Source organism: Coprococcus sp. TM115-187 (genome assembly GCF_027679115.1).
Classification (GTDB): domain Bacteria; phylum Bacillota; class Clostridia; order Lachnospirales; family Lachnospiraceae; genus Allocoprococcus; species Allocoprococcus comes.
This window is the reverse complement of record NZ_JAQEKS010000020.1, coordinates 22,775-44,217: the sequence shown is the minus strand read 5'-3', so window position 1 is coordinate 44,217 and position 21,443 is coordinate 22,775. Positions and strand designations below refer to the sequence as shown.

The following is a 21,443-nucleotide window of genomic DNA, read 5'->3' as shown; positions in this document are numbered from 1 at the left end:
TCTATACCTCCTGATTCGCTTTTCCTACTATTCTCCAATCCCACTCTCCACCAGCTCTACCATCGCTTCAAGTGCCTTCTCTTCATCTTTTCCTTCACACACAATCTCAATCGTATCTCCGGACTTAATGCATGCACCAAGTACGCTCAAAACACTTTTCGCGTTTCCTTCCGTATCCCGGTAATGAAAAGTGATCTTACTTTCATATTCCAGTGCCATCTTGCAGAAAAGTCCTGCCGGTCTCAAATGCAATCCCGTCGGATTTTTGATCGTTACCTTTTTACTGATCATTTTCTCCTCCACTGCTCTTTGTCAATGTGATCTGTACATTGATCGTATCTTCAAGTTCAATTCCGTCAGGAAGTGTAACCTGGATCGGAACATTATAGGTTCCCGCTGTCTTGCAATCGTTCAGATTGATTGACACACTTCCTTTTTCAAGAGTGAAATCATCCAGATCCTCTTTAGAACCACGCACAACAATTTCCAGATTTCCCTGTTCCGCATATGACACCTTGTAATCCTTTGGTGCATTCAGCAACGCAATGGAATTGTATGGGAATTCGACTGTCTTGGTTCCGAATTTTTCTACCTGGATCTTTACAACGATCGGTACGCCTCCTGCGCTGTCCTGGTCTGTCTTTGCCCAGTACGGAAGATAATTGGCGATATCTACTGTCTTTTCTATTGTCTGGTCCAGACCATCTTCTGCCAGCTCTTCTGCCGGAATCTCAATAGAATCCACCATTGCAAGCTGCTCTTCTGTACCTACGATCTGAATACTTTCCGGCTGGATCGTGATCCCACTGAAATGATATCCGCTGGCAGTGCCAATCATCGAAGTATCAAATTCTACCGGAATACTCTTTGTCTGAAGCATAGTTATCTGAACTTTCAGTCCTTCATCTCCCAGGTTATTTTCAATCTGTGTCGAATCTACGATCTTTCCATTGTTATCATAAAGGATCAGCTCTGCTTCTTTTTCCTCATCTTTAGACTGTCCGGAAACATCTACAAGTGCTACCACCTTATCGATCGAATCGATTACTGATTCTGGTCCGCTGATCTTGATCTTCTCCGGATTTGCTTTCAGCTCACCCACCTGATATCCGTCTCTCGGTGTTCCCGAGCTGGTTGCAGTGATCGGGAAAGTCTCTGATTTTCCAAGTTCAATGCTTACTCGCAGATTGATCGGGTTGGCAGTCGCCTCAAACCTTCCTGCATAAGAAGGAATCGATATATCAATCGGGATCAGGGATCTGGTTCTGACATCCAGGTTCTTCATATCCGCTGTTGCCCTGATATCATCGGTTTTAATTTTATTTAAAATAGAACGTTTTGCCTTTACTGTTACGGATACCGTCCTGCTGTCATCCAGAATCTGATATGTATTGCCCGGATTTGTTACGATTTCCGGATGGGTCACTGTCACCTGGATTCCGGAAAATGTCCGTTCGTCCACCGGGTCTTCAATATTCATAACAATTATCCATAAAAGGACAGAGAATACAAATGCCAACAACTTAAGACCCCAGTTTTTAGTCAACGCCTTTTTCATGCGATCTCCATCCTTTCCATATTTTTTTCAAACGTCCGATCTCCACACTCTTCTTACTGATAGATTCCAGACGTTTTTTCAGATATTCTGGTGTAACATTGCGCACAAGCTGTCCGCCCATCGCTACAGATACATAACCGGTCTCTTCTGATACGGTGATGATCAGAGCATCACTTACCTCACTCATTCCGACCGCCGCACGATGTCTTGTCCCCAGTTCCTTACTGATTCCCATATTGTCTGACAGTGGAAGATAGCAGGTCGCTGATACGATCCTGTCTCCACGGACGATGATCGCGCCATCATGAAGTGGTGTGTTGTGTTCAAAAATATTGATCAATACCTGCGGTGATACAATACAGTCCAGCGCGATTCCGGTACTCTCGTATTCTGTCAGCATGATTGCCTGCTCTACGACGATAAGCGCTCCTGTCTTCACTGCTCCCATCGCAAAGGATGCTTCTACGATTCCATCGATTGTTTTCTGACTGAAACGTACATTATCTTTTCCTCTTTTATCCAGTGCTACCATATTGGGAACAAACTGTTTTTCCCCCAGTTTTTCCAATGCTCTTCTGAGCTCAGGCTGAAAAATGATCACAACTGCGGTTGCCATGACCGGAAGTGAATTCTGTGCAATCCATAAAATCGTATACATTTTAAAAATTGCAGCCACCAGGATAAACAATGCAACAACCAGAATCCCCCTCAGCAACATCCAGGCTTTTGTATTCTTTATCCAGAGAATAATCTGATAGAATAAAAATGTAATAATCAGTATCTCAACAGCATCTACTACCCGGATCTGCGGGAAGTACCACGATTCTGATACAAATTCTTTTAAAACCTGTGTTAATACTGTGTTCAACAGTGTACCCCCTTTTTCTATCCGTTATTTATACCCCTGTTTTTTATAATATTTCCCTATTTGTTATCGCTATTCAGTTCATTTTCCACAATGCTCTGAATATCCAGTTCTTCCTTCAGGCTCTGTGCCAGAAGGATTTCATCTGTATTGCCCCCAACTCTTGTCGGCCGCTGAACTGCCGGACTCTTTGGACGTTTTACCTTAGAAGCCGTCTTTTTTTTGCGTACTGCCGGTTTTTCCGTCTGCCCACTCTTCGGTCTCGGTCTTCTCTCCGGCTCTGCTCCTGCAATCTCGCCAGTTTCTTTCCGCTCATTGATATGTTTGACAGTCTTCTCCGGAGCTGTCACCGAAATCTTAGGGATGGCTTTTACATAATAGTAATATTCATCATCCTCAAACTGAAGGCGTTCTGTTCTGGAATAATCCACTGAAAACAGGAAAAATTCCATGATAAAACCAATCACGACTGCTGCAATATTTCCAATGATCAGCATGTTGTAAGAGGTATGTATATCGAATGCAATATCTCCGATCACAATTACAACAATATTCACAACCGCACCGGATGCTGCTGCGATCTTCCACGCATGATCTACCGAAAGCCGGCGCACTGTATATACCACAAAAATAGAGATAATAAATGCGATTGCAGTGATCCACAGAGTCTTATCCTGGAATACCACTTTCACAAACAGCGAAATCTGCCTGGTAATTCCATCTGCACTGGTGATCGCTGTTGCCGAAGTTCTCACACATTCGATCATATAGTAAATGATCGTTCCAAATACAACCGGTACTGCTGAAATCGGCCCAAGTACAAGCGCACAGGCAACCGGCACTACATACGGAATATGAAGCATAAATGCTACTGGTGTGACCAGCAGAAGAAATGCCTTTTTCGGAGTGAATCTGCAGTAAAAGATAAACATTACCACAAAGATCAGTGCCGCTGCTGCTGCCACTCCCACAGACAGTTTGAACAGATGCACGATTACAAGTCCTGCCGCCACATATGCCGTTACAACCGGTGGAAGAAAGGTGCAGATCACTGCCAGCGCCACAGCTACAACCGGTGTCGCCACCGCTTTCATCAGTCCGATATTCTGGTTGATCATAAGAAATGTGACCAGTGCCAGAACAAACTGCACAGCTTTATCAATATAGATTGATTTCGTCGCGTATAATTCCTGTAATTTGTCTCTCCATACTATCAGATCATTCATTATCGTTTCTCCCTTTCATACATTCTGTTCAGTCTTGTAAGATCGTGATTGAATTGTTTCACACGCTTTCTTGCTTTTTCATGTTTGGTTCCGTAAAAATGGGAAGCAACGATTCCATAAAAAATAACAAGTACCAGATATCCAATTATTACAGCTGCCGCAAGCATCACAAGAAACTGCATATTCAGATTTCCCATCAGTTCATCCAGAAAAGCAATAACTCCGATTCCCACTGCAACAGCGTAGCCGACCGTGACCCATATGATCGTAGCAATGGTGTGAAAGCTCCGGTAATCTTTCTTATAATAGGAACTGATCTTAAAATCTTCCTCTCCCTGTTTGCTTTCGTACATCGCCATCCTTGTCATCAGCTTAACTTTGCTTTCATTTAACATTTTGTCACCTCATACGTTTTATTCGTATATGCATTACTTTCAGTATAACAAATATCAGATTCCTTGTCCAATACTTACCGTCAAAAAGTATACATTTTCGGCTCCTGCCTTTTTCAGCACTCTCGCCGCCTCGTCTAAGGTACTTCCTGTCGTATAAATGTCATCGATCAGAACAATATTTTCTCCTTTTACATTTTTCTGCACTGCAAATGCTCCCCTGATATTTCGTTTTCTCCCTTTATCGCCCAGCTCTTTCTGAGGACTGGTCGCCTTAATCCTCTTAACAGCGCCTGCATCCATGGCAATTCCGGTGCTTTCTGATAATACTTTTGCTACAATTTCTGCCTGATTAAATCCCCGCTTTCTTTTTCGCCGGGAATGCAACGGAACCGGCACAATCAATGTGATCTTTCTTTCCCATAGATAAGAAAGAAAATGCTCTGCCATTTCTTTTCCGAACGTCTGTCCGTAAATCCTCCGGTTCTGATATTTCATTGCATAAACTGCATTTTCCACTGCATCTTTATGTACCCAGAGGCTTCTTCCATCGACAAAAAAATGCTTCTGCCTGGTGCAGTCATAACAATATTCTTCTTCCGGATCTGTCAAGGGCTTTCCACAGCACATGCATCTTACTTCACCAATATAAGGAAGTTTTTCACGGCACGCCTTGCAGATTCCATTGTGTTCCGTAGAATGTTTCTTTCCTGCACTTACAATTTCTCCACAAAACGGACATTTCGAGGGATAAATTAGTTCCAGAATTGTTTCTTTGACCTTTTTTAAGTTTTCCATCCGCTTTTCGGATTTGATTTTCTACTTTTTCTGTGTAACTATCCGCAGAACTCCCGGATCCGTTCTGCCAGACTGGTGTTCCGGTTGTGTTCATTGGTATTCCGGATCATCTCCTGGAAGGTCTGGTCACTCCCGACAATTGTCACACATTTTCTGGCTCTTGTGATCGCCGTATAAAGAAGATTTCTGTGAAACAGCTGTCTCGGTCCGCTCAGAAGCGGGATGACAACCGCCGGATATTCGCTTCCCTGCGACTTGTGAATGGTGATCGCATAGGCGAGCTCCAGTTCTTCCAGCAATTCAAACGGATACTTTACCTTTCTTTTTTCATCGTATTCGACTTCCAGTGTTTCAGTATATGTATTGATCTCGGTGACAATTCCCATATCGCCATTGAAAATTCCCATTCCTTTATCCACCGTCAGTCCATACTTGGTTGTGATCTCCCATTCAAGCTGATAGTTATTCTTGATCTGCATCACCTTGTCGCCCACGCGGAATTTGTGATCGCCATATTCTTTTTCCGCTTTTCCCGGCTCCGGTGGATTCAAATACTCCTGCAAAATACTGTTCAACCTTTCCACTCCCAGCATTCCTTTCCGCATCGGTGTGAGTACTTGGATATCATATGGTTTTGCATTGACATATTTGGGAAGTTTCTTCTGGATCAGTGTCAGCAGAACACTGATGATCACATTCGGATCCTGTCTTTTCAAGAAGAAGAAATCCCGGCTCTTATTATCCAAAAGGACCGGTTCTCCCCGGTTGATCTTATGTGCATTTACCACAATATCACTCTCCTGTGCCTGTCGGAAAATCCGGGTCAGCATGACAACCGGAAAACATTCCGATGCGATGAGATCCTTCAAAATACTTCCCGGGCCTACTGATGGGAGCTGGTTACAGTCCCCTACCAGGATCAGCCTTGTCCCCGGTACAATTGCGGTAAGAAGTGCATTCATCAGAGGCAAGTCTACCATAGACATCTCATCGATGATGATCACGTCGGTTTCCAGTGGATTGTCTGCATTTCTTGCAAATCCGTTCCGGTTCGGGTTCTCATCCTCCTCCGGATTACCGTTCACCTCCAGAAGCCGGTGGATCGTCTGCGCTTCCCATCCGGTTGCCTCTGTCATTCTTTTTGCGGCACGCCCGGTTGGTGCTGCCAGCATAATTTCCATATTCTCACTGTGAAAATATTCGATCATGGCATTAATCGTCGTCGTTTTTCCGGTTCCAGGACCTCCTGTGAGAATCATAATTCCATTCCGCACAGCCGCCATGACCGCATTTTCCTGCTTCTCATCAAGCTGCATTTCGGCTTCTTTTTCAATCTGATGGATCTTTTTTTCGATCACTACATTGGCTTCTTCATATTCCAGATTCAGATCATGCAGCATTTTCGCGGTATTGAGTTCCAGATAATAGAAGTGGGACACGTATACCCGCAGACCTTCTTCAGATTCTTTGAGTACGATCTTCTTTTCCATCGACAGATCCATCAGGTATTTCTCAATATCCTTAATCTCCACTTCCAGAAGTGCAGATGCCCGACGAAGCAACACGTCCTTTGTCAGATAGACATGCCCTTCGGCAACACTCTGCTGTAAGGTATAAAAAATACCACTCCGGATACGGAAATCCGAGTCTGAATGAATGCCGATCTTCGTTGCGATTTCATCAGCGATCTTAAATCCGATCCCCTGAATCTGATCTGCAAGCTGGTATGGATTTCCTTCCAGTACCTGATAGGTCTTCGGACCGTAAAACTGATAAATCTTTGCTGCAAGTGTCGTCGAAATCCCAAATTTCTGAAGATAGATCATTGCCTTCCGCATATCTTTTTTCTCTTCTACCTGTACAGCGATCTCTCTTGCCATACGTTCGCTGATCCCACGCACCTCCGCAAGTCTTTCTGGTTCTTCTTCGATGATCCGGAAGGTGTCTTCCCTGAATTTTTTCACAATCCTGCCGGCAAGAGATGCACCAACCCCTTTGATCGCCCCTGATCCCAGATAGCGTTCAATCGAAAGCAGATCTTCCGGTGCTTTGATCTCATAATTGAGCACTCGGAGCTGTGTTCCATATACACTGTGAACCACATATTCTCCGTTCACCTCAACCAGCTCTCCCTCTGATAAATAGTTAAAGTTTCCGACACAGGTCAGATCGCCATCATCATTATTCAAATTAAATACGGTATATCCATTGTCTTCATTGCGAAATACAATGTGTTCTACGTAACCTTTTACTGTTTCCATACTTTTTTCCTTTTTAAAAAGGCTGTCTCTCTACAGAAACAGCCTTCTCATGTGCTTATCACTAGAAATCTTTTTTTCCGTTCATAAACTCCACATACTGACCGGTACCGATTGCAACAACCTTCATCGGGTCTTCCGCTGTCATCGTATTGATGCCTGTCCTTTCTTCGATCAGTTCTTCCAGCCCGCGAAGCAGCGCACCTCCGCCTGTCAGTACAATTCCACGATCCAGAATATCCGCGGAAAGTTCCGGCGGTGTTCTCTCCAGAACCCCAATGACCGCTTCGACGATCTGACTCGTAGTCTCATGCAGTGCTTCTTCGGTCTCAGAAGCCGTTACCGTGACCGTCTTTGGCAATCCTGTTACCAGGTTCCGCCCCCTTACTTCCATTGATTCATCTTCTACAAGAGGATATGTCGTTCCGATCTTGATCTTGATATCTTCTGCTGTCCTGTCTCCGATCAGCAGATTGTGCTTTTTCCGGACATAACGGACGATTGCTTCATCAAAATCATCACCTGCAACTTTTAATGATGTATTCACAACAGTTCCTCCAAGGGAAATCACCGCAATGTCGGATGTACCACCACCGATATCCACGATCATGTTGCCGCATGGTTTTGAAATATCTATTCCGGCTCCGATTGCCGCTGCAACCGGTTCCTCAATCAAATGTACTTCCCGCGCACCGGCTGCAAAAGCAGCCTCTTCTACCGCCTTTTTTTCAACCTCTGTAACACCACTTGGCACACAGATACTGATATTCGGCTTCTTAAATGTACGCTTTCCCAGTGCTTTCTGAACAAAATATTTGATCATTTTTTCTGTGACAATGTAATCGGAAATAACGCCCTGTCTGAGAGGTCTTACCGCAACAATGTTCCCCGGTGTCCTTCCAAGCATCAGCCTTGCTTCTTCACCGATTGCTTTTATCATATTGGTATCTCTGTCAAAGGCAACGACTGAAGGTTCTTTCAGTACAACTCCCTTTCCTTTCACATAAACGAGGATACTTGCTGTTCCTAAATCAATTCCTAAATCTATTGACATCACGATTCCCCTTTCACATACTCACCTTATTATAATCAAATCTCTAGTAAATAGGAAGTCTTTTTTTCAAGTTCAGGATTTTTTAAGATTTCTGTATCATTTTCTGTCCAGCATCATTTTGATGTATTTTCCTGTATATGAATTCGGGTTTTCTGCCACTTCTTCCGGTGTACCGCACGCAACAACTGTGCCCCCCTTGTCACCGCCTTCCGGTCCGATATCGATAATATAATCTGCTGTCTTGATCACATCCAGGTTATGTTCGATTACGATAACCGTATTGCCATCTGCCGCGAGTCTGCGCAGGATTTCCGTCAACTTGTGCACATCTGCAAAATGAAGTCCGGTCGTCGGTTCGTCCAGAATGTACACTGTCTTCCCAGTACTTCTCCGGCTCAGTTCAGTTGCAAGCTTGATCCGCTGTGCTTCACCGCCGGAAAGGGTTGTAGACGGCTGGCCAAGACGAATATAAGAAAGTCCCACATCGTAAAGAGTCTCCATTTTTCTGCGGATACTCGGTACATTTTCAAAGAAATGAAGAGCCTCTTCTACCGTCATATTCAGAACATCATAAATGCTTTTTCCTTTATATTTTACCTCCAGTGTCTCACGGTTGTAGCGTTTTCCGCCGCATACCTCACATGGTACATATACATCCGGAAGGAAATGCATCTCGATCTTGATGATTCCATCTCCGCTACATGCTTCACAGCGTCCGCCCTTGACATTGAAGCTGAATCTTCCTTTTTTATAGCCTTTCGCCTTCGCATCCGCGGTTGCCGCAAACAGATCCCGGATCAGGTCGAATACTCCAGTATAGGTCGCCGGATTGGATCTTGGCGTCCTTCCGATTGGAGACTGGTCAATGTCGATCACCTTATCCAGCATTTCCAGTCCTTCAATCCGCTTATGCTTTCCAGGAATCACACGGGCACGGTTCAGCTTTTTCGCCATACTCTTGTAAAGGATTTCATTCACCAGTGAACTCTTACCGGAACCTGATACGCCGGTTACACAGGTCATCACACCAAGCGGGAACTTCACATCAATATTTTTCAGGTTGTTCTCCGCTGCACCTACAACTTTGATCCAGCCGGTCGGAACTGCGCGGGTTTCCGGAACCGGAATCTTGATCTTTCCGCTTAAATATGCACCTGTGATCGACCGTTCTACTTTCATGATCTCCTGTGCCGTTCCCTGGGCAACCAGCTCTCCACCGTGTTCTCCGGCTCCCGGTCCGATGTCGATTACCTGATCTGCCGCAAGCATGGTATCTTCATCATGCTCAACTACAATCAGTGTATTTCCGAGATCACGGAGATGCTTGAGTGTTGCGAGAAGTTTGTCATTATCTCTCTGGTGCAGGCCGATACTTGGCTCATCCAGAATATAAGCCACCCCCACAAGACCGGAACCGATCTGCGTCGCAAGCCGGATTCTCTGTGCTTCTCCACCGGAAAGAGTTCCTGTTGCACGGGCAAGTGTCAGATATTCCAGACCAACATCCAGAAGGAACTGCAGGCGTGCTTTGATCTCTTTTAATATCTGTCCGCCGATCATCTGCTGCGTCTTTGACAGTTCCAGACTGCTGATAAACCGCTGAAGCCGTTCAATCGACATTGCTGTTACGTCTGAAATATTTTTATCTCCGACCGTTACCGCAAGTGCACCCTTTTTCAGTCGCTGTCCACCACATTCTCGGCAAGGTGTGATCTGCATGAAACTCTCATATTCTGCTTTCATAGTCTCCGATCCTGTCTCACGGTATCTTCGCTCCACATTTCGGATCAGTCCATCAAATGCAACGTCATAGATCCCTTCCCCGCGTTGTCCTTTATAATAGACCTTGACTTCTTTTCCATTAGTCCCACGCAGTAAAATATCCTGGATTTCCTTCGGATACTGTTCAAACGGCGTATCCAGGTCAAAATGATATTCCTTGCAGAGCGCTTCCAGAATCGCGTGAGTAAAACTGCTCTTATCGGTACAGGACTGCCATCCTGTCACCACGATTGCTCCTTTATTGATGCTGAGTGATTTGTCGGGAATCATCAGGTCTTCATCAAACTCCATTTTATATCCGAGTCCGAAACATACCGGGCAGGCACCAAATGGATTGTTAAATGAAAAGCTTCTCGGCTCGATCTCATCAATACTGATTCCGCAGTCCGGGCAGGCAAAATTCTGGCTGAAATTCAGCGGTTCCCCTCCGATCACATCCACAGCCAGAAGTCCCTCCGCAAGACTTAATACACTTTCTATGGAATCTGCAAGTCTTTTTTCAATCCCTGGCCTGACAACCAGACGGTCTACAACAATCTCAATATTATGTTTGATATTCTTGTCCAATGAGATTTCCTCGGAAAGCTCATACATATTTCCGTCAATCCTTACACGGACATAACCGCTTTTCTTTGCTCTGTCCAGAAGCTTGACATGGGTTCCTTTTCTCCCCCGCACAACCGGTGCCATCAGCTGGATCTTTGTCCCTTCCGGAAGTGCCATGATCTGATCGGTCATCTCATCCGCCGTCTGCTTCTTGATCTCTCTTCCACACTTCGGACAATGCGGAATCCCGATTCTCGCATACAGCAATCGAAAATAATCGTAAATCTCCGTCACAGTTCCGACTGTGGATCTCGGGTTGCGGTTCGTAGACTTCTGGTCAATGGAAATCGCCGGTGAAAGTCCTTCAATACTTTCTACATTCGGTTTCTCCATCTGCCCAAGGAACTGTCTTGCGTAAGAAGACAGAGATTCCATATATCGTCTTTGTCCCTCTGCATAAATTGTATCAAATGCAAGGGATGATTTGCCGGAACCACTGAGACCGGTCAGTACTACCAGTTTGTTTCTCGGAATATCTACATCAAGATTCTTCAGATTGTGCTCGTTCGCACCTCTGATCTTTATCAGTTCTTTCTTTTCTTCAGCCATCTGTTCTTCCTCTTCTATCTCTTCGCTTTACTCCATCTCATTCAAATGCTTTTTCAGCTCGATCAGCTTATCCCGCAGCTCTGCTGCCGCCTCGAAATTCAGCTCTGCTGCCGCTTTCTTCATCTGCTTTTCCAGCTTCTTGACCAGCTTTTCCAGCTCTGCCGCACTCATGGATTCCGGATCTTTTTCCAGCTTCATCTCTTCTGCTGCAACCTTCTTTGAAATACTGATCAGATCACGCACCGACTTCTTGATCGTCTGCGGCGTGATCCCATGTTCTTCATTGTATTTCATCTGAATCTCACGACGGCGCATCGTCTCATCAATCGCCATCCGCATCGAATCCGTCATGTTATCCGCATACATGATAACATGCCCCTCTGCATTTCTCGCCGCACGGCCAATGGTCTGGATCAGCGAAGTTTCTGAACGCAGGAAACCTTCTTTGTCCGCATCCAGAATCGCTACCAGTGTGATCTCCGGAATATCCAGACCTTCTCGAAGCAGGTTAATTCCAACCAGTACATCAAATACATCCAAACGCATATCCCGGATGATCTCTGTCCTTTCCAGAGTATCAATATCCGAATGTAAATATTTCACACGAATGCCAAGCTCCCGCATATAATCGGTCAGATCTTCCGCCATACGCTTTGTCAGCGTTGTGATCAGTACCTTATTCTTCTTCGCTGTTTCTTTATTTACCTCACTGATCAGATCATCAATCTGTCCTTCGATCGGACGCACTTCTACTTCCGGATCCAGAAGACCTGTCGGTCGGATTACCTGCTCTGCCCGCAGCAGTTCATGAGATTCCTCGTACTCTCCCGGTGTCGCCGATACAAACAGTACCTGGTCAATCTTACTTTCAAATTCCCCAAAGCTGAGCGGTCTGTTATCCTTTGCCGACGGCAGACGGAATCCATAATCTACCAGTGTTGTCTTTCTCGACTGATCGCCGTGATACATGGCTCCAATCTGTGGAATCGTCTTATGCGACTCGTCGATCATGATCAGAAAATCATCCGGAAAATAGTCAATCAATGTACATGGCGGCTCCCCTGCTTTCTGCCCGGTCAGATGCCTCGAATAGTTTTCAATTCCGGAACAAAATCCTGTCTCTCGCATCATTTCTATATCAAAATTCGTTCTCTCAGAAATACGCTGTGCTTCCAGAAGCTTATCTTCCCCTTTAAAATAACGGATCTGCTGCTCCAGTTCTTCTTCAATCTCCCCGATGGCACGCTCCATATTCTCCTTGGACACTACATAATGAGATGCCGGGAAAATTGCCACATGCCCGATCACATTCAACACTTCACCGGTCAATGTATCAATCTCTGTTATTCTGTCTATCTCATCATCGAAAAATTCAACTCTGTATGCAATTTTTTCCGAATACGCCGGGAAAATCTCAACCACATCTCCTCGTACCCGGAACGTTCCACGCTTGAAATCCATATCATTGCGGTCATACTGGATCTCAACCAACTTCTTCAGAACTTCATCCCTGTCTTTGATCATGCCCGGTCTAAGTGAAATCACCATCTCCTTGTAATCAATCGGCGAACCCAGTCCGTAAATGCAGGACACACTTGCCACAATGATGACATCATTCCGCTCAGAAAGCGCTGCTGTCGCAGAGTGGCGGAGCTTGTCGATCTCATCGTTGATGGCAGAGTCCTTGGCAATGTAAGTGTCGGATGACGGAACATAAGCTTCTGGCTGGTAGTAGTCGTAGTAGGATACAAAATATTCGACTGCGTTATTTGGAAAGAACTCTTTAAATTCCCCATAAAGCTGCGCAGCCAGTGTCTTATTGTGTGCTATGATCAGCGTTGGTTTATTCAATTGTTGGATGACATTCGCCATGGTAAATGTCTTACCAGATCCGGTCACGCCAAGCAATGTCTGACACTGATTGCCTTCTTTAAAACCTTCGACTAGTTCTTTGATTGCCTGTGGCTGGTCTCCTGTTGGTTTATATTCTGATACTAATTCAAAATGATCCATATGATTTCTCCTGAGCCGCTCTAATCTGGCGGTGATATTTTAGAAATAGTAGTTGTGTTCTTAGTATGTTACTTGTCTAGTATATCATTCAGGATAAAAAAAGTACAGAACAAATCGAATGTTTGTTCTGTACTTTTTCAAACAATCTGCACTTCAATTAATAACACCTTAAAAATCCCATTTTTCAAAAAGTTCCTCTGCATATTCTTCACATTGTTTTGCAGTCTCTTCTCCTGATAAATTCAAAGAATCTATTACTGCTTCACTTCTTGTATTATTCCCATCATAATATCTTTCTTCCAATGACGGTTGCAAAAATAAGATATTATTTCCACTTGTCCGGTTAGATCTATCGCTAGCTCTTCCTAGCCATATATTTTCATATGTCTCCTCGTTTCTATAATTATAATAACTTACTTGAACCCAATATATCAACTCACTCGTTATGTATTCTTTTCTCTTATTCGAATTCTTCCTGCTAAATAAACCTAAATAGTCATTGCCTAAAATCTTATCCGAGTCATTATTTTCCAAACTATATTCTTCTAGCATAGCTATATCTAACCACGTATCACTAAACGATATCAATCCATCATCTGTAATTTCATATTCATAAAAGCCAGCCAAGCCTTTAAAAGCTTGATTTTTAATTTCTCCATCAGTACCATATTGTTTAACATAAAGAATTGGCATTATTTGCAAATCACTATATCTGACCTCTCCTCCCGTGTTATATATCGTATAAATATATTGATCTCTTTCTTGATTATATTCTTGTTCAATTGAAAAAAATGGTTGTTTTTCTTGATTTATGTTTTCAATTTCCATTTTTGTTAGTTTTGCCTGTTGAATATCTGCCCAACACGATGCAATTCCAGCCGCTGCAACTGCTATTGAAACTAATAGTGGTATTATTGTTGTAAACCATATTTTATTGATTTCTAAAAAATGGCTCGCCCCATTTTCAGTTTCCAATTCTTCATCTTCTGTTTTTTGCTTTTCTTCTCCCATAAATTCTCCATCAAGCTTTATTAATTATCATTTTCCATCATCCTTCCGAATCTCATCAATAATCCGACCTATATTACACGTAATCTGTCCTTTACACTGATGAATATCCTCATTAATTTTCTTTTCCTGCTCAATAGCAATCTCTATATTTTTCGCCAGTTCTCCAATCGCAGAATTTTTCTTCGGATTGATTCCTGTTCTTGCAAGTAACAACTTATAGATAAATGTCTGATGTCCATCTTTTTCATTCTGGATAATCTGTTCAGCATTTGGTTCAATATCATCTTCGTATGAATTTTTATAATGTAACAACAGGAACAATTCAAATGCCGGATTGCTAACCGCTAATATATTATTCTTCTCACCTTCTGCTACCAATTCATCATAATCAAGTACTTTTTCTTCAAAAATATCCCCATCAAATACAACAATCATCTTATCCCGTTCTTTATCAAATGCTATTTCCGGATTTTCTTTCTAATTTTCTGCGAACTCAATCAAACGTCTTGGAAATGAAATATCTCTGTCTCCCTCTGTTTTTTCAAGCAAACGGATATCAATCAACGGATGAATATTTAATTCTTTTCGTATATCAATTAACTTTTTGAAATACCATGTTTCTGTATTAGCACCTTCACATATGAAGAAATATTTACAATAAGGCTCAATCTGTTCTTCTTCATCTGTAGTTCTGCTATTCCAATTCGTATAACTTCTTACTGGAGCCAAGGCTACTTCTCCTCTCTCGGTACAGAAATACTTTCTGCACTGTCGCAGCAGTCGTCAGGTGTCTGTGCAAGCACATCCGTCTGACTCGTTGCTCGCGCAAAATCAAATGTTGAAAATACCGGTATCGCACCATATCTTCCTTCCAGATATGCCTTGCTCAACACTTTATCGTATCTCTCCTTGAAACGATCTAAGGAATAAATAGAGCTTGCATTTTCTGCGTTACGTTCTACAAACCAGATTTCATCCCTTCTAAAAATAGCCTGATCCATAATAGATGATTCATGTGTAGTGAACAATAGCTGCATACGCTGCTCATCATGTAGCTGCATAAACAATTGCAAAAATCGTTCTGTCAATTTCGGATGTAAGCTTCTCTCCAATTCATCCACAACATAAAGAACATCTTCTCGTTTATTCAACAGCATATCCATCAAATCGAATAATCTTCTTGTTCCATCAGACTCTTCATCAAAACCGAACTCATAAAATGACTTATTATGATGCAATCGGATTGTTGTGACCTTCGGTTCAGAATGTCCTTCAACTTCGATATTAAAGAAAGTTTCCTTCGACCTCATCGTCATTCTGAATGATGGTTCTTCCTGCTCTTCCATTCTATTTTTTACATGCTGCATCATCTTATCAAATACTGATTTCGGCAATGCATTTGATAACTCATCCAATGTAATTTCTTCAATTTTTACCTGGCTGATACCCGTATCAAATGTTTTGATCAATTTGTTAATCAGCTTCAGCGAATTATCATCATAATAATATTCCAAATCAATCAATGGCGTATCCGGTGTGATAATCGAAATATGATTCTGAATCCAATCATATACATCCCGAAAGAACAATAATTTAGATCGTGTGCTATATTTTTTTCCGCGATTCATTTCTGTCAGGAACAAAGATGTTTCATTTCCTTCAAAATCATCTGCATAGGTTTCAAATTTATTTTTTTCTGTGTTTGTCAGCGTAATACCATCATTTACCACCGGACGTTTACTTCCTTCTCGTTCAAAGAGACATTTTGCTGAACCATTCTGATATAATTCATATAACCATTCTCCGGTTACTTTTCGTCTGCTTAAAACTGCCGAAAAACCATAAGCATAAAATTTGTCACCTACAGTAATCTGAATTTCAAAACTACTTTCTCGTTCCTTATTCTCCTGCCGATTCTTACAAAACATCTGTGTAGCTTCTATCGGAATACCATTGCAGACACTATCTTTAAAAAATTTAAAAAACAATGTCAAATTGGTCTTTCCAGATGCATTTGCTCCATAAACTACTGCATATTTTAATAACTGGGTACTTTTTATCTTTAACCTGTGATTTGCATTTGTTCGTATTTTATTTGAGGAAATCATTGTCAGCTCTGCTGCTTTATCAAAAGATTTAAAATTTTCAACACTTACTTTTACTAACATTCTTATACACCTCCACCTTTATTATATGTTTTACTCTTCTCTCAATCAATGTAAATTCTCTTATTTAGAGATTTTTTCGTTATATATTGTTTCTTTTTCTATTTTTAACAATTTTATTTTGAGTTATGCATATAATATCAATGTATAAGTCAGCTTTTTGTAGCGACACTATTTTACTAATGCCGCTACATGAAATATTACAATAAATAAAAACTTCTAATTCTTTTTTCTTCTATCTCTCCCATTCCATCCTTCCTGTCACATTCAACATCTTTTCTTCTCGGAAGCTGAGCATCTTTCCATTAGTTCCATCGACAATGATATGATCCAGCAATTCTATCCCCAGTAGCTGTCCGCACTTCTGCAGCTTTTTCGTAACAATCATATCCTCTTTTGACAGTTTCACATTGCCACTGGGATGATTATGAAGTCCAATGATTGCAGAAGCATTTGCCAGAATACTGCTCTTAAAAACTTCTCTGGGAATTACCAGTGAGGCATTGATTGTTCCACCATAATCTGCTCCTTTCGTTTCTTCCTTTACTTCTGTTTCCTCTGACAAATAGCTTATCACTTTGTTTGCCTTAATGCTTTTCTGTAACTCACTGATAATGCACAGGTCTGCTACATTTACTCCTGGCAAAGCAAGCATTTCATCCATCGCCATATTGACAATCTCTTTTTCCGTTCCGTATCCGGCATCAAATAAACGCTGTAATACTTTTATTGCTTTCTGATTTTTTCCCATTTCATCATCAAAGGGCAGCTTATCGCCGCCCTCTGTTTTACTCCTTCTCTTCTTTCTTTTCTTCAATTTCTAATTTCTTAACCTGTTTCTTTTTATTCCAGATACGAACTCCTGTGATTCCGGCTGCTGATAATACCAGAATGGCTATCCATAAAGCTGCATTTTCCGTATCTCCTGTTTTCGGAGGGTTACTGGTCTTTGTAGTAGTACCCGGTGTCTCTGGGGTTGGTGTTTCCGGTACTTCTTTGATGGTTACAGTCTGACCTTCATCGTTGATGTCCTTATGCTCTGTTACCTTTTTCGGTTCTTCCGGATTTGTCATATCATACAGTTCTTCAAAGGTTACAAGCTGCTTTTCACTTATCTACCTCATCCGCAGCAATCAATACTTTTTTCATTTGTATCCCTTTTCTTATGTTACTTCATTTTTTAAACAGAAAAGGCAGTGAAATCTCTCCACCGCCTTTCCTGTTTTTGATTTAATTCGTTAATTACATTTGTTCATTCGATGCATTTTCCTTTTTTATCTTCTTCACCAGCTCCTGAATCTTCCGAAAAGATTCTTCACTGATTGTGTGTTCCATCCGGCATGTATCATGATTTGCAGTTTCCGGAGATACCCCTATCCGTTCTAAGAATTCTTCCAAAAGCAAATGCCTTGCATAAACCTTTTTAGCAATCTTTTTCCCTTCCGCTGTCAGTTCAACATAGCCATGTTCATCTTTTATTACATATCCTTCTGACGTTTCAAGATATACATCGCTTCCAGATAATCCTCTTTGGATTCTCCAAGTTTCATCTACTACCTTCTCCCCTTTCGGAAAGTATTTCTTCTGCATTCCTGCTGTTAAGAAATTCTGCCGTTCTCCATTTCATACACCACATCTGCCACGTTCATTGTGGATACTCTGTGGGATACCAGGACAACTGTTTTCTTCTTGGTCGATTCTTTCAATGATTTTAAGATAATTCCCTCATTTAAAGAGTCGAGGTTCGATGTAGGCTCATCGAGTAGAATGAGGGGGCATTCATGGAGAAATGCTCTTGCAATTCCGATTCTCTGTTTCTCACCACCGGACAGCGTATCACCTAATTCTCCGACTTCTGTATCGTATCCTTTCGGAAGTGTCATGATGAAATCGTGGATAGACGCTTTCTTTGCAGCTTCCATAATCTCTTCTCTGGATGCTCCCGTCTTTGCGATGGCGATATTGTTTGCAATCGAATCATGGAACAGGTGTGTTTCCTGTGTCACGTAACTTTCCATATCTCTCAGATGTTTGGTCGGAATCTTGCGGACATCTGTACCGTCTACCGATACGCTTCCATCCTGCACATCCCAGAACCGCATCAACAGTTTTAAGAGTGTAGATTTTCCGGAACCGCTCGCACCATGAATCCCAGCGATCTTACCAGGCTGTAATTTCAGTGAATAGTTATCTAAAATAACCTCATTATCGCGGCCCAGACCGTCCTCTGCCCCAGGGCACCTTCCCGCCCTAGCGGGCTCCCCTTGTCTGTCTCCTTCGGAGCCATTTACCTTATAAGCAAATGTTACGTTCTCTGCCTCTGCTCCTGTAAATTCATGTTCCATGCTCTCTGCACCGGAAGTTTCCACGTCACCCGGAATTTCTTCCACAAGCGGTGTCTCTTCCAGAAGAGAAAGAACACGCTCACCACTTGCCAGTGTCTGATTCAGGTTATTGGAAAGGCTTGATAATGCTACTACCGGTCCGAAAGAACCCATCATTGCGATGGTGCAGGTTAAGATTCCCTCGAATCCCATCTCGCCCTTTGCATACAGCCAGATGGTCAGTGCCAGCATTCCAAAAGATGCAAGCAGGATAACCATGTTCGTAAATGAACGCTGTAAGCCTTCCATTTTGCTTAAATCTTCCTGCATTCCTGCAAGATTTTTGGAACGCTCAGACATCTGCTCTTTTCTCTTTTCACCCTGTCCGTACTGGATGGTCTCGTCCAGTCCACGTAAAGAATCCAGAACAAAACTGTTCAGTTCTCCGAAGTTTGTCCGAAATTCCATTCCCTTCTGGCTGCCACGTTTTCCATTCCACATCGGGATGGCTACACCGACAATCAGATAAGCTGCCAGTGCAAGCACTCCTGCTAACCAGTGATATCTTCCGATAAAAATCACCATAATGATTGAGGTCAGCGTTGCAATCGCAATCGGGGAAATGGTATGTGCATAGAACACTTCCAGTAATTCGATATCGGTTGTAATAATCGAAATCAGATTTCCCTTATCCCGTCCTTCCAGTTTTGCAGGGCAGAGCTTTCTCAGTGCCGCAAATACTTTGTGACGGATGATTGCCAACAGCTTAAATGCAATAAAATGATTACAATACTGTTCCACATAATGCAGGATTCCACGAAGCACTGCAATTACGATCATGACTGTAATAATCGTTTTTACTGGAGTAAATACCAGCCACATATTATCTACCGGAACAATCATTCCGGCTACTCCTGTCAGAAGTCCATGCACGATGACCTGTCCTGTCAGTATTGTCAGGAAGATTGCACACAAATACCCCAATGTTCCAAGGATGATTGCTGCCAGCATGATATGGAGCAGGGGTTTGACCAGACCAATCAGACTTCCCATGATTTGGATGGCACTTCTGCGTTTTGTTGTATTCGTATTTTCACTCATTATGCCACTCCTCCTTTTCCATAGTTTTCCAATGCCATCTGGCTTTCATACAGATGTCTGTACGCACCATTCCGGCTCATCAGTTCGTCATGCTTTCCGCTTTCTTTGATTTCTCCGTCTTTTAAGAAATAAATCTTGTCAGACTTCACAACATTTGCCAGTCTGTGGGAGATCAGAAGCACCGTCTTTGTCTTTGCCAGTTCGTGAATCACATTCATGATCAGTTCTTCACTTTCCACATCAATATTAGATGCGGCTTCATCGAAAATATAAACTGCACTGTCTGTCCGAAGCAATGCTCTGGCAATCACCAGTCTCTGACACTGACCGCCGGACAGGTTGCTTGCTTTTTCCAGCAATTGTGTCTGTAAGCCATCCTGTGTCTGTAAGAACCCTAAGAGATTGACTTTCTGAAGAACAGCTTCCATCTCTTCTTTCGTTGCGTCCGGTTTTGCCATCTTCAGATTTTCTTCTACTGTACCTTTGAACAGGTAGCTGTTATGGCGAACCAGAACAACCCTCTGCATCAGATTTATTTCATTTACTTCATTAAGCGGTACGCCACCGATGATGATTTCTCCGTTATATCCCCGGTTCTTTGCTGCAAGGATTCCTGCAATCGTACTCTTACCACATCCGGATTCGCCAACCAGAGATACAAAACTTCCTGCCGGAAGATTCAGATTGATTCCTTTTAAAATCTCTCTGTCCTCTTCATAAGAAAAGTGCACATCTTTTAATGTAACATCTAACGCGACCTCCGGCAGTATTTTTTCTCCAGCCTGTGGTTCCGGTAAATCTAAAATCTTGAAAATCTTATCACTCGCTGCCATACCATTCATTGCGATATGGAAGAATGAACCAAGCAGTCTGAGCGGCAGGAAAAACTCGCTGGCAAGCAGAACGATACATAACGTTCCTGTTACACTGATATTTCCCTTTAAGAATTCAGATACTGCAACTGCCATACCGATCGCAGCTCCGCCATACGCCACAATATCCATCACACTGGTTGAATTGAGCTGCATGGTCAGCACCTTCATCGTAATTCTGCGGAAATTCTGGGATTCCACATCCATCTCGTCTGCTTTCTGCTGGTCTGCCTGATAAATCTTCAGCGTAGTAAGTCCCTGTAAATTCTCAAGGAACGAATCACCCAATCCGGTATAGATGCTCCAATAATTATTTAATAATCTCTTCGCTACTTTCTGTACCACTACAATTGAAATCGGGATCAGCGGTACACAGATCAGCAGGATCACACTCGCTTTCAGGCTCACTCTGCAAAGAATGATAAATAATGTCAGTGGTGCGATCAGGCTATAAAATAATTGTGGAAGATATTTTCCAAAGTATGTTTCCAACTGCTCCACACCCTCAGTTGACACCTGTACGACCTCCGAAGAGGATACCTGCTCACTGTAGGAAGCTCCCAGCTTTAACATTTTCTCATAAATCTTTTCACGTAGAATCCGCTTTACATCCACACATGCCAGATAGGAAGACCTTGCTCCCATCCGTTCACATACGAACCGGATCACCACAACCAGGACTAAAATCAGTATCGTCCGTTCAATGATCGGTACGGTTACTGCCCGGTACACGACCCGTTCCAGTAAATCTGCGATAGAAAAGACTGCCAATACCTGCGACAGGAGGGCTGCCCACTGCCACAAAATCGTATACACGATATACTTTTTTGCGTGGGACAACAGCTCCACCAGTCTTGTTTTAATCATAA

At 42.7% G+C, this 21,443-nt stretch carries 18 protein-coding genes and 1 pseudogene; all 19 read right to left on the bottom strand.

The window, feature by feature from the left end:
- Window positions 1–27: 27 nt before the first annotated feature.
- Complete coding sequence (locus PGW42_RS12090) at window positions 28–291, bottom strand: HPr family phosphocarrier protein (RefSeq protein ID WP_008374578.1); 264 nt, start codon at window positions 289–291, stop codon at window positions 28–30.
- Window positions 281–1,480, bottom strand: coding sequence for a CdaR family protein (locus PGW42_RS12085; protein WP_270203628.1), 1,200 nt, complete (start codon window positions 1,478–1,480; stop codon window positions 281–283). The genes PGW42_RS12090 and PGW42_RS12085 overlap by 11 nt, the downstream gene beginning before the upstream one ends.
- 58 nt (window positions 1,481–1,538) lie before the next feature.
- Window positions 1,539–2,426, bottom strand: a complete 888-nt coding sequence (gene cdaA, locus PGW42_RS12080) for a diadenylate cyclase CdaA (protein WP_270203629.1) — start codon at window positions 2,424–2,426, stop codon at window positions 1,539–1,541.
- 56 nt (window positions 2,427–2,482) lie between these two features.
- Window positions 2,483–3,649 (bottom strand): hypothetical protein, encoded by a 1,167-nt coding sequence (locus PGW42_RS12075; protein ID WP_270203631.1) that lies wholly within the window; start codon window positions 3,647–3,649, stop codon window positions 2,483–2,485.
- Window positions 3,649–4,044 (bottom strand): hypothetical protein, encoded by a 396-nt coding sequence (locus tag PGW42_RS12070; RefSeq protein ID WP_055157315.1) that lies wholly within the window; start codon window positions 4,042–4,044, stop codon window positions 3,649–3,651. The genes PGW42_RS12075 and PGW42_RS12070 overlap by 1 nt, the downstream gene beginning before the upstream one ends.
- A 54-nt stretch (window positions 4,045–4,098) precedes the next feature.
- Window positions 4,099–4,839 (bottom strand): ComF family protein, encoded by a 741-nt coding sequence (locus PGW42_RS12065; protein ID WP_117556394.1) that lies wholly within the window; start codon window positions 4,837–4,839, stop codon window positions 4,099–4,101.
- 38 nt (window positions 4,840–4,877) lie between these two features.
- Complete coding sequence (recD2, locus tag PGW42_RS12060; protein ID WP_270203633.1) at window positions 4,878–7,100, bottom strand: SF1B family DNA helicase RecD2; 2,223 nt, start codon at window positions 7,098–7,100, stop codon at window positions 4,878–4,880.
- A gap of 61 nt (window positions 7,101–7,161) precedes the next feature.
- Complete coding sequence (locus PGW42_RS12055) at window positions 7,162–8,151, bottom strand: rod shape-determining protein (RefSeq protein ID WP_055157310.1); 990 nt, start codon at window positions 8,149–8,151, stop codon at window positions 7,162–7,164.
- Between the two features lie 96 nt (window positions 8,152–8,247).
- Window positions 8,248–11,088, bottom strand: a complete 2,841-nt coding sequence (uvrA, locus tag PGW42_RS12050; protein ID WP_270203635.1) for an excinuclease ABC subunit UvrA — start codon at window positions 11,086–11,088, stop codon at window positions 8,248–8,250.
- Window positions 11,089–11,115: 27 nt separating this feature from the next.
- Complete coding sequence (gene uvrB / locus PGW42_RS12045) at window positions 11,116–13,101, bottom strand: excinuclease ABC subunit UvrB (protein ID WP_270203636.1); 1,986 nt, start codon at window positions 13,099–13,101, stop codon at window positions 11,116–11,118.
- Between the two features lie 168 nt (window positions 13,102–13,269).
- Window positions 13,270–14,112, bottom strand: a complete 843-nt coding sequence (locus PGW42_RS12040; protein WP_270203637.1) for a hypothetical protein — start codon at window positions 14,110–14,112, stop codon at window positions 13,270–13,272.
- Between the two features lie 27 nt (window positions 14,113–14,139).
- Window positions 14,140–14,547 (bottom strand): RloB domain-containing protein, encoded by a 408-nt coding sequence (locus PGW42_RS12035; protein WP_442872434.1) that lies wholly within the window; start codon window positions 14,545–14,547, stop codon window positions 14,140–14,142.
- 42 nt (window positions 14,548–14,589) lie between these two features.
- Window positions 14,590–14,841, bottom strand: coding sequence for a hypothetical protein (locus PGW42_RS12030; protein ID WP_270203638.1), 252 nt, complete (start codon window positions 14,839–14,841; stop codon window positions 14,590–14,592).
- A gap of 2 nt (window positions 14,842–14,843) precedes the next feature.
- Complete coding sequence (locus tag PGW42_RS12025) at window positions 14,844–16,280, bottom strand: AAA family ATPase (RefSeq protein ID WP_270203639.1); 1,437 nt, start codon at window positions 16,278–16,280, stop codon at window positions 14,844–14,846.
- Between the two features lie 232 nt (window positions 16,281–16,512).
- Complete coding sequence (locus tag PGW42_RS12020) at window positions 16,513–17,094, bottom strand: JAB domain-containing protein (protein ID WP_270203640.1); 582 nt, start codon at window positions 17,092–17,094, stop codon at window positions 16,513–16,515.
- Window positions 17,066–17,383, bottom strand: a pseudogene (locus tag PGW42_RS12015) (LPXTG cell wall anchor domain-containing protein); the annotation flags it as partial. The pseudogene PGW42_RS12015 and the gene PGW42_RS12020, both read right to left, overlap by 29 nt.
- Window positions 17,384–17,519: 136 nt before the next feature.
- Window positions 17,520–17,867: a metal-dependent transcriptional regulator gene (locus tag PGW42_RS12010; protein ID WP_270203642.1), complete on the bottom strand. Its 348-nt coding sequence runs from the start codon at window positions 17,865–17,867 to the stop codon at window positions 17,520–17,522.
- A gap of 8 nt (window positions 17,868–17,875) precedes the next feature.
- Window positions 17,876–19,702, bottom strand: a complete 1,827-nt coding sequence (locus tag PGW42_RS12005) for an amino acid ABC transporter ATP-binding/permease protein (protein WP_270203643.1) — start codon at window positions 19,700–19,702, stop codon at window positions 17,876–17,878.
- The gene (locus PGW42_RS12000; RefSeq protein WP_270203645.1) at window positions 19,702–21,441 is read right to left on the bottom strand and encodes an ABC transporter ATP-binding protein/permease; all 1,740 of its coding nucleotides are present in this window, start codon (window positions 21,439–21,441) and stop codon (window positions 19,702–19,704) included. Before PGW42_RS12000 ends, PGW42_RS12005 begins: the two co-directional genes overlap by 1 nt.
- Window positions 21,442–21,443 lie beyond the last annotated feature (2 nt).

Coding starts and splice junctions, on each gene's coding strand:
- PGW42_RS12090 (WP_008374578.1), bottom strand. CDS start 291: ATGATCAGTAAAAAGGTAACGATCAAAAATCCGACGGGATTGCATTTG.
- PGW42_RS12085 (WP_270203628.1), bottom strand. CDS start 1,480: ATGAATATTGAAGACCCGGTGGACGAACGGACATTTTCCGGAATCCAG.
- PGW42_RS12075 (WP_270203631.1), bottom strand. CDS start 3,649: ATGAATGATCTGATAGTATGGAGAGACAAATTACAGGAATTATACGCG.
- PGW42_RS12070 (WP_055157315.1), bottom strand. CDS start 4,044: ATGTTAAATGAAAGCAAAGTTAAGCTGATGACAAGGATGGCGATGTAC.
- PGW42_RS12065 (WP_117556394.1), bottom strand. CDS start 4,839: ATGGAAAACTTAAAAAAGGTCAAAGAAACAATTCTGGAACTAATTTAT.
- recD2 (WP_270203633.1), bottom strand. CDS start 7,100: ATGGAAACAGTAAAAGGTTACGTAGAACACATTGTATTTCGCAATGAA.
- PGW42_RS12055 (WP_055157310.1), bottom strand. CDS start 8,151: ATGTCAATAGATTTAGGAATTGATTTAGGAACAGCAAGTATCCTCGTT.
- uvrA (WP_270203635.1), bottom strand. CDS start 11,088: ATGGCTGAAGAAAAGAAAGAACTGATAAAGATCAGAGGTGCGAACGAG.
- uvrB (WP_270203636.1), bottom strand. CDS start 13,101: ATGGATCATTTTGAATTAGTATCAGAATATAAACCAACAGGAGACCAG.
- PGW42_RS12040 (WP_270203637.1), bottom strand. CDS start 14,112: ATGGGAGAAGAAAAGCAAAAAACAGAAGATGAAGAATTGGAAACTGAA.
- PGW42_RS12035 (WP_442872434.1), bottom strand. CDS start 14,547: ATGATTGTTGTATTTGATGGGGATATTTTTGAAGAAAAAGTACTTGAT.
- PGW42_RS12025 (WP_270203639.1), bottom strand. CDS start 16,280: ATGTTAGTAAAAGTAAGTGTTGAAAATTTTAAATCTTTTGATAAAGCA.
- PGW42_RS12010 (WP_270203642.1), bottom strand. CDS start 17,867: ATGCAGAAGAAATACTTTCCGAAAGGGGAGAAGGTAGTAGATGAAACT.
- PGW42_RS12005 (WP_270203643.1), bottom strand. CDS start 19,702: ATGAGTGAAAATACGAATACAACAAAACGCAGAAGTGCCATCCAAATC.
- PGW42_RS12000 (WP_270203645.1), bottom strand. CDS start 21,441: ATGATTAAAACAAGACTGGTGGAGCTGTTGTCCCACGCAAAAAAGTAT.